The sequence below is a fragment of the Streptomyces sp. NPDC000151 genome (genome assembly GCF_040301705.1).
In the GTDB taxonomy this organism is placed as follows: Bacteria; Actinomycetota; Actinomycetes; order Streptomycetales; family Streptomycetaceae; genus Streptomyces.
The window spans coordinates 1-13271 of the sequence record NZ_JBEPFC010000182.1; the positions used below are offsets into that span (position 1 = coordinate 1).

Annotated in this window: 10 protein-coding genes and 1 pseudogene; 7 read left to right on the forward strand and 4 right to left on the reverse strand. The window is 73.9% G+C overall.

Annotated elements, in window-relative coordinates; all coding sequences use genetic code 11:
• A pseudogene (locus tag ABT381_RS31930) lies at positions 1 to 1735 on the reverse strand (hypothetical protein); the annotation flags it as partial.
• Positions 1736 to 1874: 139 nt separating this feature from the next.
• On the opposite strand from ABT381_RS31930, the gene ABT381_RS31935 reads away from it, so the two are divergent.
• Positions 1875 to 2276 (forward strand): hypothetical protein, encoded by a 402-nt coding sequence (locus ABT381_RS31935; protein WP_351600376.1) that lies wholly within the window; start codon positions 1875 to 1877, stop codon positions 2274 to 2276.
• A gap of 135 nt (positions 2277 to 2411) precedes the next feature.
• On the opposite strand, the gene ABT381_RS31940 is transcribed toward ABT381_RS31935, so the two are convergent.
• The 3 genes from ABT381_RS31940 to tap all read right to left on the reverse strand — a co-directional run bounded on the left by ABT381_RS31940 (position 2412) and on the right by tap (position 6358).
• Positions 2412 to 3287 (reverse strand): YihY/virulence factor BrkB family protein, encoded by an 876-nt coding sequence (locus ABT381_RS31940; RefSeq protein WP_351600377.1) that lies wholly within the window; start codon positions 3285 to 3287, stop codon positions 2412 to 2414.
• A 308-nt stretch (positions 3288 to 3595) separates the two neighbouring features.
• Positions 3596 to 4153, reverse strand: coding sequence for a telomere-protecting terminal protein Tpg (gene tpg, locus ABT381_RS31945; RefSeq protein WP_351600378.1), 558 nt, complete (start codon positions 4151 to 4153; stop codon positions 3596 to 3598).
• A 12-nt stretch (positions 4154 to 4165) separates the two neighbouring features.
• A complete protein-coding gene (tap, locus tag ABT381_RS31950) occupies positions 4166 to 6358 on the reverse strand; it encodes a telomere-associated protein Tap (RefSeq protein ID WP_351600380.1) in 2193 nt (730 codons plus the stop codon).
• 105 nt (positions 6359 to 6463) lie between these two features.
• Here tap and ABT381_RS31955 point away from each other — a divergent pair, with 105 nt between their 5' ends.
• The 6 genes from ABT381_RS31955 to ABT381_RS31980 all read left to right on the forward strand — a co-directional run bounded on the left by ABT381_RS31955 (position 6464) and on the right by ABT381_RS31980 (position 13197).
• A complete protein-coding gene (locus ABT381_RS31955) occupies positions 6464 to 7048 on the forward strand; it encodes an AAA family ATPase (protein ID WP_351600382.1) in 585 nt (194 codons plus the stop codon).
• Positions 7049 to 7117: 69 nt separating this feature from the next.
• Positions 7118 to 7678, forward strand: coding sequence for a DUF2243 domain-containing protein (locus ABT381_RS31960; protein ID WP_351600384.1), 561 nt, complete (start codon positions 7118 to 7120; stop codon positions 7676 to 7678).
• On the forward strand, positions 7678 to 8529 hold the full coding sequence (locus tag ABT381_RS31965; protein ID WP_351600386.1) for a cytochrome c oxidase assembly protein: 852 nt from the start codon (positions 7678 to 7680) through the stop codon (positions 8527 to 8529). Before ABT381_RS31960 ends, ABT381_RS31965 begins: the two co-directional genes overlap by 1 nt.
• Before the next feature lie 139 nt (positions 8530 to 8668).
• Positions 8669 to 10135, forward strand: coding sequence for an aldehyde dehydrogenase family protein (locus tag ABT381_RS31970; RefSeq protein ID WP_351600387.1), 1467 nt, complete (start codon positions 8669 to 8671; stop codon positions 10133 to 10135).
• Between the two features lie 39 nt (positions 10136 to 10174).
• Positions 10175 to 11710 carry a GMC family oxidoreductase gene (locus ABT381_RS31975; protein WP_351600390.1) on the forward strand — a complete coding sequence of 512 codons (1536 nt, stop codon included), beginning with the start codon at positions 10175 to 10177 and terminating at the stop codon, positions 11708 to 11710.
• Positions 11710 to 13197, forward strand: a complete 1488-nt coding sequence (locus ABT381_RS31980) for an APC family permease (RefSeq protein WP_351600388.1) — start codon at positions 11710 to 11712, stop codon at positions 13195 to 13197. The genes ABT381_RS31975 and ABT381_RS31980 overlap by 1 nt, the downstream gene beginning before the upstream one ends.
• The last annotated feature ends 74 nt before the right edge of the window (positions 13198 to 13271 follow it).

Here is a 13271-nt window from a genome sequence, read left to right on the forward strand (position 1 = left end):
GGCTGCGCGCGGCCAGGCCGCGCCGCCGGCGGCCGGCCAGCGTCGCCACCGCGCCGACCACGGCCGCCGCCTGGGCCAGCCGTACGCCGCGCTGCGAGACGGGCCGGGCGGCGCCGCACGCCGCGACCAGCACCGCCGCCTGCGCGAGATCGTCGCCCACGTACAGGTCGGCGCCCCAGGGAAGTACGCCGTCCCGGCCGGTGACGCCCACGCCGACGTCGGCGGCGGCGAGCGCGGCCCGGTCCCGGGAGAGCAGCAGCACGCCCGTGCCGTCGCGTTGCGCGTCGCGGACGGCGGCGGCCAGCCGGTCGCCGCCGGGCACCGTGCCGTGCGCGTCGGAGAGGGCGACGTGGTCCGCGTGCGCGCCCGCCGCCAGGACGGTGAGCCCGGACCGGCGGCCCGCGGTGACCAGTCCTTCGGCGGCCTCGTGCAGTTCGGGCACCACGGCGATCAGCGCGCAGGTACGCCCGTCGTGGGTCAGCGCCAGGATGTGCTGCGCGCCGGCGCCCCGCAGCCGGGCCGCCGCGGCCGCCTCCTCCCCGCTCGCGCCCTCGCGTCCCGGCTGCCGCAGCGGCGCCAGCGACCAGCCGTCGTCCTCGTGCTCCGCCGTGGGGTGCTTCCCGTCGAAGAGCCGGTACGCGGTCGCGGCGAGGTCGCCGGTGGAGCGCTCCGGGTCCAGCGGGGCCAGGTCGGCCAGCAGGTGACCGCCGGTCAGCAGGGCGTCGGTGTCCAGTACGACGGTGCCGACGCGGTCCAGCCGGCGCAGCGCGCCGGGGTCGGCGACGAGGGTGCCGCGCAGGGACAGGCCCCGGCCCAAGGTGCCGGCGAACGCCTCACGGGCCGCCCAGGGCGGTTTGGGCACGGTGGCCAGGGTCGCGCTCGCCGCGGGCGTCGGCCTGCGGGTCACCGCGAGGGTGCCGGCGAAGACGGTACCGGCGACCCATCCGGCCCGGCGCGCGTACCGCTCGACCGGGCCCTCCCGCAGCGGAACCTCGCGCGGCGTGCCGGGCGGCGCGGCGGCGCGGGCGTGCCGCTCGGTCTCGGCGATGCGCGGCGCCGCGGCCTCCCAGGCGTCGCGGTGGGCAACGGTCTCGGCGAGCCGCAGGGCGTGCCGGACGGCGTCCACGCCGAGCCCGGGGAGCCCGCCGGCGCCGGCCTGGGCGAGCGCGCTCAGGCCGGCCAGCACCACGTCCACGTTGCGGGCGCCCACCACGGCCGTCGCCTTCCGGCGCAGCGCCGGCTGGGTGTCGACGACGGTGACCAGTGCGGAGAGCGCGACCGGCAGCGGGGTGCGCCGGGAGAGCCGGACGGCGGTGGCGACCGGTACGGCCGCCGCCTGCAGGGCGAGGGAGAGCGCGGCGCGCCGAATGTCGCCGGGCGCGAAGGGGTGTTCGGGCAGCGGGCCGGTCAGCCCGTGCTCCTCCTCCACCGTCTCGACCGCTTCGGTCAGCGCCTGTGCCGTCTCGACGAGCTCCGGGGAGCCGTCCAGGACGACCACCGCGTACCCGAGCACGGCGTTGACCGCCGCCCAGCGCACGGCGGGCAGTTCGACGAGCCGCCGTTCGACGGCGGCGGTCACCGCCGCTGCCGTCGCCTCCTCGGCTTCCCGCAGTCCGCGCACGGCGATGTGCGCCTGTTCGCCGATGATCCTCGTACGTGGTCGCGCCGACGAGCCCAGAGCGCTCGCCGCGGTGCGCGCCATCGTGTGCACGATGCCGATCCCCGGAACGTTCACCGTCCGCCACCCGCCTCCCGGCATCCGGTCCCCCGAAGCCGTTGCCCGCCCGCTTCGTTCCGATGCCCCGACGCGTCGCCGGACGCGCGAGAATGGAGTACGCACAGCACACCGTACTCGGGCCAAACGAGGAGTTGGGATGCCCAGTACAGCTGAAAGCACGCGGAAAACCGCTGCGAAACGGACCGCTCCGCCGGAGACCACCGAGGACACCCACATCCACCGCAGCAAGCAGGGCCTGAGCGTGCACACTCTCGACGTCCGGGCCCCGCTGCACGTCCCCTACTTCACGCCGGGGGACGTGGTGAACAACGCGCGGACGGCCGGCGACTGGCTGCCGCCCCTGCCGCCCGCCAGGGAACTCCTGTACTACGGCGGGCTGGGCGCGCTGGCCGTCGCCGGGGCGCTGGAGTGGCCGGTGGCGCTGGCCGTCGGCGGCGCGACCGTCCTGTTGCGGCGCTCGGGGCGGCGGGAACCGGCCGAACAGCAGGAGCCGGAGCGTGAGGACGCCTCTCAGCAGGCCGCCAAGAAGAAGGACTGACGGCGCGGAAGGGGAGAAGGGAGTGGAGAACAGCCGCCGGAGAAGCGGCGCCGGGCCCGGTTCCGCGAGGGACCGGGCCCGGCACCGCACCGCGGCGGAGGCGGTCCTCCGCCGGGTGCGTAGTGGGGGGCTCGCTCAGAGCTTCCGGGTGTCGCGCGGTTCGACGTACGGCTCCTCGTCCCGCGGATGCCCGGCTTCCAGGGCGCGGCTCCGCTCCATTTCGGCGTTGAACTCCAGGCCGAGCAGGATCGCGAGATTGGAGATCCACAGCCAGACCAGGAAGATGATGATCCCGGCCAGGCTGCCGTACGTCTTGTTGTAGTTGCTGAAGTTGGCGACGTAGAGCGCGAAGAGGGCCGAGACGACCAGCCAGAGCAGCACGGCGAGCAGGCTGCCGGGAGTGACCCAGCGGAACCGGCGCTTGACGTTGGGCGCCGCCCAGTACAGCAGCGCGATGATGAAGCTCACCAGCACCACCATCACGGGCCACTTGGCGATGTTCCACACCGTGATCGCGGTACTGCCGAGCCCGATGACGTCCCCCGCCTTCTTGGCCAGCGAGCCGGTGAACACCACGGCCACGGTGATGAGCGCGAGGAGGACGACGGTCACGACGGTGATGAGGAAGCGGGTCGGCAGGATCTTCCACGCCGGCCGGCCCTCCTCGATGTCGTACACGGCGTTCGAGGCGCGCATGAAGGCCGCGATGTAGCCGGAGGCCGACCACAGGGCGATGACGATGCCGATGACCAGGGCGATGCCGGCCTTGCCCTGGCTGCCCTGCATCTGTTTGAGCATGTTGGTGATGACGTCGCGGGCGGCGCCCGGCGCGAACTTGCCGACGTTGTCGATCATCGGCTGGAGCGTCCCGCTGCCCATCAGGCCCAGGATCGATACCAGGGCCAGCGCGGCCGGGAAGATCGCGAGCACGCCGTAGTAGGTCAGCGCGGCGGCCAGGTCGGTGAGGTTGTCCTTCTTGAACTCCTTGGCGGTGCGCTTCAGCACCGCCATCCACGACTGCTTGGGCAGGTCCCCCGGGCCTTTGGGCGCCCGGTGATGGCCGCCGCCGGCCCTGCCGCCGGTGCCCGCACCGGCCCCGGCCCCGGCTCCAGCCCCGGCCCCAGCGCCTGCACCGGCACCGGCACCGGCACTGGCGCCCCTACCGACGCTCGCTCCACCGCTGCCGTCGTCGTTCTCGTCTCGCTGATGCCCTCGCATGGGTACAGCACCTTCCGAAGCGGGTGATCGGATACCCAGCCTCACCTGCCCGGGCCGCGGCCCGCCCGCCGGACTGGTCCGTATGGAGTGGTCCCGACGTGTCAGTAATCCGTCTCGACGTAGTCGATGTCGGTGAATTCGACCTGGAGGCCGTCGGCGCGGCGGCCGCGGTCCTTGAAGTAGATCTCCTGGAGGCCCTCGGCGGCGATGTCGCGGAGCTGCTGCTCGGTGGCGCCGGCGTCCTGGGCGTCGAAGAGCCGGGCGGCGTAGGCCGGGGGGAGCTGCTGGGTGATCAGCCGCAGCCGGCTGTCGTCGGTGCTGCCGGGCGCGGCGGTGAAGCCGAAGCGGGCGCGGGTCTCGATGACGATGCCGCCGGTGGTCGCCGCCTGCTTCCTGGCCCGCTCGCGCACGCGCGGCTGCCAGTGGCGGCGTACTTCGTCCCGCAGCCGCCCGGCGAGTTCCGCGCGCGGCCGCTTGAGCTGGCCCTTCACATAGCGCTCCACGGTCCGCTGCGAGACGCCGAGCCGTTCCGCCACCGCCCTCGTCGAGCCCTTGGCCTGCTTGACCAGGAACGTCATCTGCGCCTTGGCCGATTTCGGGATCGGCCGGGTGAAGGTGGCCTGCGCTGCCGCGTCCAGGCTGTCGCCGAAGAGACCCATCGTGTGCTCCTCCTACTCGCCGTCGGCGGCCGCGTCGGTGCCCTTGATGTGCCGGGCGGGGTTGTGGCCCTGGTCGAGCAGTTCGACCGCCCACACCAGCGACTGGGTGCCCTCGTGCTTGACCATGCCGGGGCTGACGCCCAGCCGGAAGGTGCCGGGGGCCGGCTTGCCGTCGGGCGTGTACGGCAGGAAGTCCAGCGGTGACGGCCCGTCGGAGAGGTAGACGGCGCAGTCGGAGAGCACCGCGACCGGGTACAGGCCGGCGGTGGCCGCCATCTTGAGCATCTTGCGGTGCATGTTCACCCGCGCGGCGGAGATGACCGCGGCGCGGATGTCGGGGCGCCAGGTCGGCCGTTCCAGTGCGGGCCAGCGCTCGCCGGGCCGGTACTTGGCGCCCTGCGGGCGCTCGCGCAGCTTGCCGATGCCGCCCTTGACCGTCGCCTTGACCGCCGAGAGGACGGCGGCCGGCCCGGGATCGGCCTGCTTGTGCTGCTCCGCCGCCGCCATCGCGGCGAGGAAGTCGGGCGCCGCCATGCCCGTGGTGACGCCGAGGCCCTCCATGGTGGCGAGGTAGGCGTCGCGCAGCCGGGTGTACCAGGCGTCGAGGTAGGCGCCGCGGTCGGGCCGCACGTACGCCTCGGCGGGCCGTACCGGGTGGCCGAGCTCCGCGGCGTACGCGACGGTCGGCGTGGCGTACCAGGCCGGGCCCTCGGGACGGGCGCCGTGCGGGGTGAACGGGCTGGGCAGCCGCGGGTCGAGGTCGAGGCCCGAGAGGTCGACGAGCCAGCTGCCGGGCAGCGTCTTGTCGAAGGCCGGAGCCGTGACGTGCACGGGCTCGCCGAGGCCGACCGTGAGGCGGTTGGCGGCCGCGGCGAACGCCATGTTGACGTCGATGCCGACCGCGTACGGCCGCGCGCACTCGGCGTCGGTCAGCAGCTCCGGGTCCCGGATCCAGTCGTACGCCTCCTCGTCGAGGACCTGGTCCGGGGTGCGCTGGTGGCCGCGCGGGTAGAGCTGGGCGACGACCGGGTGCTCGTCGGGGGCCTCGGGGGGCGCGGGATCCACGGCGGTGGTGAGCGAGCCGGGGTTCGGCCCGGAGACGTACGTGCCGGTCGCCTCGTCCTTCACCGCGCGGGTCGGCGGGCGCAGCGCGGTCATCAGCTCCAGGCCCGAGACGGCGGTGGAGCCGCGCGGGGTGAGGACGCGGGTGGCGTACGTGCCGAGCGCGTCGGCGAGTTCCGCGGGCGGGAGCCGGTCGGCGTGGCCCCAGGAGCGGGCGTCGAGGGCGCCCCACGGGAGGACCGCGAGCTGGACGCACTGGCGGCGGCCGCCCGTCACGGGCCGGTAGACGCGGGCCCAGGGCCCGAAGCCGCGCTGCGTCAGCTTCCACTTGGCGCGGGTCAGCTTCCGTACGGCCGGGTGGTCGTCGGGGAGCCGCAGGCCGCGGCGGTCCGCCAGCTCGGCGGGGAGGCCGAGGCGTTCGGCGGCCGCGGCGGTGAGGACGAGCAGCGGGTCGGCGTCCCGGCCGTGGCGGTGCAGCCGCTCGGCGCCGAGCCGCGCCTCGGTCAGCGCCCACGCGGCCAGCGACGCCACGTCCTCGGCCGGGCAGTCCAGGACCAGCCCGCCGACGCAGTACGCCGCGCCGTCCCCGTCGAGGACGGCGAGGGGACCGTGCGCGTAGCGGCCGTCGGTGGCGGCGGGGCGTGCGGGCACGGTCGGCGTCCGGCGTGCGGGGGCGGCGGACACCGGGCGCGCGGGCGCGGCGGACGGCTTCGGGGGGCGGGGCGCGGCCGGGCGCGGGGTGGGGGGTACCGTCTGCTTCGGAGCCTGGGCCGGAGACGCGGGCGCGGGTACTTCCGCGACCGTCTCGGCGACCGGCTCAACGACCGTCTCGGCGACCGGCTGCACCATGGGTGTCGGCGCCGGCGCCGGCTCGGCGACCGGTGCCGGATAGCGCGCCGCCAGCCCCTCCAGGAGGCGCAGGTACGCAGCGCGCTTCGGGGGGCGCGGCTCTGTCCGTCCCGCCTCCCAGGCGGTCACCGTCTCGCGGCGCACCCGCAGGGCACGGGCGACGTCCCCCTGGCTCATCCCCCCGGCCTCGCGCAGCCGTTTGCGCTCCTCGGGCTCCGGCAGCGCGTCGAGCGCGGCGCTCTCCTCCAGCAGCGCGTCGACCGCCGCGAACAGCTCGTCCTGCTCGTGCGACACGAAGATCCACCTCCGCTCGCACCCTACGCGAACCGCACCCCGAAACGCACTCGGAACACACCACGAACGCGCCCCGAACGCGCCCCGAACACACAGGGAGTCCTCATGTCCCGCCCCTTCATCGTCCTCACCGGCGGCCCCGGCGCCGGCAAGAGCACGCTCATCGACCGGCTGGCGGCGCTCGGGTACGCCCGGTCCGAGGAGGCGGGCCGGGGCGTGATCCGGGATCAGGTCGCCGTCGGCGGGCGCGGCCTGCCCTGGGCCGATCCGGAGCTGTTCGCCGAGCTGATGCTGTGCTGGGAGCTGCGCTCGTACCGGCTCGCGGCGCAGCCACAGGGCCACTCGAACGCCTGCGAGCAGTCCCCCGGCCCCGTCTTCTTCGACCGCGGCCTCCCCGACGTCGTCGGCTACCTCCGGTTGCAGGGGCTCCCGGTACCGGCCCATGTGCATGCCGCCGCGCAGACGTACCGCTACCACCGCCAGGTGTACGTCGCCCCCTTCTGGCCGGAGATCTACGCGGCGGACGCCGAGCGGAAGCAGTCCCCGGAGGAGGCGGAGCGTACGTGCCGGGTGATGGTCGAGACGTACGCGGAGTACGGCTACGAGCCCATCGAGCTGGAGCGCGCGCCGGTCGAGGAGCGGGTGCGGGCCGTGCTGCGGATGGTGGACCGCTCCCCGGCGGCCGGGTGACGGACGGCCGCGCGCGGGAACCGGTACCGGGACCGGGGGAAGAGGCGTCGGACCGGAAGGAGCGACCGCATGGCCACCACCACGGACGAGGTACGGGCCGGCCCGTCCCCCCGCAGCATCCGGCTGCCGGGGATCGTGCTGGGCGTGGGCCTCGGCGGGTTCGTCGACGGCATCCTGCTGCACCAGCTCCTGCAGTGGCACCACATGCTGACCAGCACGAACACCGACCGCATCGGCGTGCAGTACTACTCGCCGCACACGGTGTCCGGGCTGCGGATGAACACCGTGTGGGACGGCATCTTCCACACCGTCTGCTGGCTCGCGGTGCTCATCGGGCTGGCCCTGCTGTACTCCCGGGTCACGCACGGCCGGCGGCGGGTGTGGGGCTCGCGGGTGCTGTGGGGCTGGGTGCTGGCGGGCTGGGGGCTGTTCAACCTCGTCGAGGGGCTGCTGGACCATCAGGTCCTCGGCATCCACCACGTGCACGGCGGGCCGTACCAGGTCTGGTGGGACGTCGGCTTCCTGGTACTGGGCGCGCTGCTGCTCCTCGGGGGCTGGGCGCTGCAGCGCGGCGGCCGGGCGTTCGCCCCCGACGAGGCAGTCGCCGGCCGTCGCGGGCGGGTGTCCTGATGGGTGGTCATGAGCACCACACTCCGGGCGCGCACCCGCTGCCCGGCGGCCCGCTCCCGACGGCGGCAGCCGTGGCCGCGCTGGTGCTGCTCGCCGTCGGCTACCTGCTGCTCGTCCGCCGGGCCGCCCGGCGCGGCTCCGCGCGAGGCTGGAGCCCGTGGCGTACGGCGAGTTTCGTGACGGGGTGTGCGGTGGTGGCCGGGGCGCTGCTGCCGCCGCTGGGCGCTTTCGCGCACGCGGACTTCCGCGGTCACATGGCCCAGCACCTGCTGATCGGGATGTACGCGCCGCTCGCGCTGGTCCTCGGGGCGCCGGTGACGCTGCTGCTGCGGGCGCTGCCGCCCCGCCGCGCCCGGCGGCTGACCGGCCTGCTGCACAGCCGCCCGCTGCGACTGGTGGCCCATCCGGTGACCGCGCTGCTGCTGAGTACCGGCTCGCTGGCCCTCCTGTACGGCACCCCGCTGTACGACGCGACCGCCGGGCGCCCCGCGCTGCACTGGCTGGTGCACGCGCACTTCCTGCTCTCGGGCTGCCTGTTCGCCTGGGTCGTGGCGGGGCCGGACCCCGCCCCCGCGCGGCCGGGCGTGCCGGCCCGGCTGGTCCTCCTGGGCGTGGCCGTCGCCCTCCACGCGACGCTCTCCCAGCTCCTGTACGGCGGGTTCCTCATCGGCGTGCACGCGCCGGTCGACCAGGTGCGGGGCGGCGCCGAACTGATGTACTACGGCGGCGACCTCGCCGAGCTGCTGCTGGCCGGCGCCCTGGTCGCCACCTGGCGCCCGGCCCGCGCACCGCGCCGGGGGCGGCTCACCAGTACTCGGCCGGACGCCGCTCCCCGTCGCGAGCCTGCTTAGCCCGACCGAGTCACTTTCCCCGCCCTGGGCAGGGTCCTTCGGTGCGCCCCGCCGCGCGCCGCCGTCGACTCAGGACGATGGTGCGGGTCCATGGCCCGGCGTACGGCCCCCAAGACACGGGGAGCGAGGAGACCAGCAGATGGCTGACCTGTACATCGACGGTGAGTGGACGGAGGCGGCGGCGGGCGGCCGGCGTGATGTGGTCAATCCGTTCGACGCTTCCGTGGTGACGACCGTCGACGACGCGGACGGTACGGACGTCGACCGGGCGGTACGGGCGGCCCGGCGCGCCTTCGACCAGGGGGATTGGGCGAACGCCCCGACCCGGCGCCGCGCCGACGTGCTGCACCGGGTGTACGAGCTGCTGCTGCGCGACCTGGAGGACATCGCCCGCACCGAGACGCAGGACACCGGCAAGACGATCGCGGAGTCGCGGCTCGATGTGGAGGACATCGCGAACGCCTTCCGCTACTTCGCCGAGATCGCCGACAAGGACGGCGGGCGGGTGGTGGACGTCGGCCCGGACGTGCTGAGCCGGGTGGTGTACCAGCCGGTCGGCGTGTGCGCGCTGATCGCGCCGTGGAACTATCCGCTGCTCCAGGCGACCTGGAAGGTGGCCCCCGCGCTCGCGGCGGGCAATACCTTCGTGCTGAAGCCGAGCGAGACGACGCCGCTGACGACGGTCATCCTGTTCCGGCTGCTGGAGGAGGCGGGGGCGCCGCCCGGGGTGGCGAACCTGGTCCTCGGTCCGGGGTCGACGGTCGGTGCCGCGATGACGCAGCACCCGGACGTGGACCTGGTGTCCTTCACGGGCGGGCTGGCCACCGGCCGCACGATCATGGCGGGCGCCGCGGCGGACGTGAAGAACATCGCGCTGGAGCTGGGCGGCAAGAACCCCAACGTGGTCTTCGAGGACGCCGACTTCGACGCGGCGGTGGACTACGCGCTGGACGCGGCCTTCCTGCACTCGGGTCAGGTGTGTTCGGCCGGGTCGCGGCTGCTCGTCCAGGACGGCCTGTACGACCGGTTCGTCGAGGCGCTGGCCGACCGGGCGCGGCGCATCCGGCTCGGCAACGGCATGAAGGAGGAGACCGAGAGCGGGCCGCTCAGCTCCGCGGAGCACCGCGAGAAGGTCGAGAGCTATCTGGAGGTCGCTCGTGACGAGGGCGCACGGCTGGTGTGCGGCGGGCGCCGCCCGGACGACCCCGAGCTCTCCCGCGGCTTCTTCGTGCTGCCGACGATCTACGCCGACTGCGACCGGTCGATGCGGATCGTGCAGGAGGAGGTGTTCGGCCCGGTGGTCACGGTCGAGCGGTTCCGGGACGAGGAGGAGGCCGTCGAGCTGGCCAACGACACGAAGTACGGGCTGGCCGGGGCGGTGTGGACCAGTGACGCGAGCCGGGCGCAGCGGGTGGCGCAGCGGCTGCGGCACGGCACGGTCTGGATCAACGACTTCCACCCGTACGTGCCGCAGGCCGAGTGGGGCGGCTTCGGCCACTCCGGCGTCGGGCGGGAGCTGGGGCCGACGGGGCTGCGCGAGTACCAGGAGGCCAAGCACATCTACCAGAACCTCAGGCCGGCCCCTTCCGGCTGGTTCAAGGGCTGAGGCGCGGGCGTGGCGACCGGAGCGACCGAGGAGCGGGGCATGGCGGACGAGGCGGCGTACGACTACGTCATCGTGGGCGGCGGCACGGCGGGCTGTGTACTGGCCGCGCGGCTGACCGAGGATCCCGACTGCCGGGTGTGCGTGGTCGAGGGCGGGCCCAGCGACGTGGGCGACGAGAAGATCCTGCGGCTGCGCAATTGGATCAACCTGCTGGACTCGGAGTACGACTACGGCTACACGACCGTGGAGCAGCCGCGCGGCAACTCGCACATCCTGCACTCACGGGCGCGCGTGCTCGGCGGCTGTTCCTCGCACAACACCCTGATCAGCTTTCTGCCGCTGCCGGAGGACATGGACGAGTGGGCGGCGCTGGGCTGTACCGGCTGGGACGCCGCGACGGTACTGCCGTACCGCGACCGGCTGCAGAACCGCATCGTCCCGGTGGCGGAGCAGGACCGCAATCCGATCGCGAAGGACTTCGTGACGGCCGCGGCGTCCGCGCTGGGCGTGCCGGTGGTCGAGGACTTCAACGCCCGGCCGTTCGCCGACGGGGTGGGGTTCTTCTCGCTGGCGTACGAGGCGGAGGGCAACAAGCGGTCGTCCGCGTCGGTGGCGTATCTGCACCCCGTCCTGGACCGGCCGAACCTGACGCTGCGGCTGGAGACCTGGGCGCACGAGGTGGTGCCGGACGGGGACGGCCGGATGACGTGCGTGCGGGTGCGGGACAAGGACGGGCGCGAGGCGACGCTGCGCGCTGAGCGGGAGCTGCTGCTGTGCGCGGGCGCGATCGACACGCCGCGGCTGCTGATGCTCTCCGGCATCGGCCCGGCGGACCGGCTGCGCGAGCTGGGCATCGGGGTACGCGCCAACCTGCCGGGGGTGGGCGAGAACCTGCTGGACCACCCGGAGTCGGTGATCGTCTGGGAGACGGACGGGCCGCTGCCGCCGAACTCGGCGATGGACTCCGACGCGGGCCTGTTCCTGCGCCGCGACCCGGACGGCGGGCCGCGCCCGGACCTGATGTTCCACTTCTACCAGGTGCCGTTCACCGTCAATACGGAGCGGCTGGGCTATCCGGTGGTGGGGCACGGCGTGTGCATGACGCCGAACGTGCCGCGCGCCCGGTCCGTGGGCCGGATGTGGCTGCGCAGCGCGGACCCGGCGGAGAAACCGGCGCTGGATTTCCAGTACTTCACCGATCCGGACGGGCACGACGAGAAGACGATCGTGGACGGGCTGAAGGTGGCGCGCGAGGTGGCGGCGACGCCACCGCTGCGGGACTGGCTGAAGCGGGAGGTGGCGCCGGGCCCCGACGTCACCTCGGACGCGGCGCTGTCCGAGTACGGGCGGCGGGTCGCGCACACCGTCTACCATCCGGCGGGCACCTGCCGGATGGGCGCGGCCGACGATCCGATGGCCGTGCTGGACCCGCAGTTGCGGGTGCGCGGCCTGGACGGCATCCGGGTGGTGGACGCCTCCCTCTTCCCGACGATGCCGACGATCAACCCGATGGTGACGGTGCTGCTGGCGGCCGAACGGGCGGCGGACCTGCTGCGGGGCGGAGGCGGCCGGTGATGACCACGGCGAACACCCCGGCGGACGGCGCGGACGGCGGCGGGAGCGAGAGCGGCGACGGCTCCGTCCCCGGCTCGGAGTTCCGCAAGGACATGGGCCCGTGGGCGAACTTCGCGCTGGGCTTCACCTACCTCTCCCCCGTCGTCAGCACCTACACCCTCTTCGCCACGGCGCTCGGCGAGGGCGGCCCGCCGATGGTGTGGGCGTTCGTGCTGGCCGGGTGCGGGCAGTTCCTGGTCGCGCTGGTCTTCGGCGAGGTGGTCGCGCAGTTCCCGATCGCCGGCGGGGTCTACCCGTGGGCCCGGCACCTGTGGGGCAAGCGCTGGGCGTGGATGACCGGCTGGGTCTACATGTGGGCGCTGCTGGTCACGATCACCTCGGTGGCGTACGGCGCGGGCCCCTACATCGCCCTGCTGATCGGCTTCAGACCCACGGTCCACACCACCGTCCTGTGCACGGTGGTGCTCATCATCGTCGCGGTGCTGATCAACTACGCCGGTACGAAGGCGCTTTCGGCGGCGGCCGTGATCGGCTTCGGTGCGGAGCTGATCGGCGCGCTGATCGTCGGCATCTACTTGCTGAGCACGCACCGCGCGCACAACCTCGGCGTCATCTTCGACACGTACAAGACTCAGGGCGACGGCAGCTATCTGCCGGTCTTCCTGGGGGCCGCGATCATCGGCTTCTATCAGTACTACGGCTTCGAGGCGTGCGGGGACACCGCCGAGGAGGTCGAACACCCGGGCCGGGTGATTCCGAAGGCGATGCGCCGCACGATCTACGTGGGCGGCGCGGCGGCCACCTTCACCTGCCTGTCCCTCCTGCTCTCCGTCGCCGACTACGGCGCGGTGATCTCCGGCAAGGACACCGACCCGGTCGTGCACCTGCTGTACGACGCGCTGGGCGAGGTCGGGGCGCGGCTGGTGATGGCCGTGGTCCTCATCTCCTTCCTCTCCTGCACGATCAGCCTCCAGGCGGCGGCCGGCCGGCTGATCTACTCGTACGCGCGCGACCAGATGATCGTCGGGCACCGGCTGCTGCGGAAGTTCGCGCACGCCAGGGCGGTGCCGGGCTGGGCGCTCTTCGTCGCCGCCGTCATCCCGGCGATCATCGCCTTCGGCTCGCTGGTGTCGGCGGACGCGCTCACCAAGATCGTGTCGTTCGCGATCCTGGGCATCTACGGCTCGTTCCAGATGGTGGTGCTGGCCGCGCTGCGCGCCCGGCTGAAGGGCTGGAAGCCGAGCGGCGAGTACCGGCTCGGCCGCTGGGGGCTGCTGGTGAACGCCGGGGCGCTGGCGTACGGCATCTTCGCCATCGTCAACATCTGCTGGGCCCGCACGCCCGAGGCCGCCTGGTACGACAACTACATCGTGCTGCTGTGCGGCGGCGTCGTCGTCCTGGCGGGCGTGATCTACATGTTCACCACGCACCATTACGGGCGCAGCGACGCCCCTTGCGGGGACGCGATCCCGGAGTCGCGGCGCTGAGCCGCCGGCTGCCGGGCGCGCGGCCGCCGCTCGCCCGGAGGGCCGCGTACGCGGCACCCGTCAGCACCGCCGCC

What these genes read in the sequence shown, in the direction of transcription:
- ABT381_RS31935 (WP_351600376.1), top strand. Translation starts at nt 1,875, where the DNA reads ATGCCCAGTACAGCTGAAAGCACGCGGAAAACCGCTGCGAAACGGACC.
- ABT381_RS31940 (WP_351600377.1), bottom strand. Translation starts at nt 3,287, where the DNA reads ATGGCGGTGCTGAAGCGCACCGCCAAGGAGTTCAAGAAGGACAACCTC.
- tpg (WP_351600378.1), bottom strand. Translation starts at nt 4,153, where the DNA reads ATGGGTCTCTTCGGCGACAGCCTGGACGCGGCAGCGCAGGCCACCTTC.
- ABT381_RS31955 (WP_351600382.1), top strand. Translation starts at nt 6,464, where the DNA reads ATGTCCCGCCCCTTCATCGTCCTCACCGGCGGCCCCGGCGCCGGCAAG.
- ABT381_RS31960 (WP_351600384.1), top strand. Translation starts at nt 7,118, where the DNA reads ATGGCCACCACCACGGACGAGGTACGGGCCGGCCCGTCCCCCCGCAGC.
- ABT381_RS31965 (WP_351600386.1), top strand. Translation starts at nt 7,678, where the DNA reads ATGGGTGGTCATGAGCACCACACTCCGGGCGCGCACCCGCTGCCCGGC.
- ABT381_RS31970 (WP_351600387.1), top strand. Translation starts at nt 8,669, where the DNA reads ATGGCTGACCTGTACATCGACGGTGAGTGGACGGAGGCGGCGGCGGGC.
- ABT381_RS31975 (WP_351600390.1), top strand. Translation starts at nt 10,175, where the DNA reads ATGGCGGACGAGGCGGCGTACGACTACGTCATCGTGGGCGGCGGCACG.
- ABT381_RS31980 (WP_351600388.1), top strand. Translation starts at nt 11,710, where the DNA reads ATGACCACGGCGAACACCCCGGCGGACGGCGCGGACGGCGGCGGGAGC.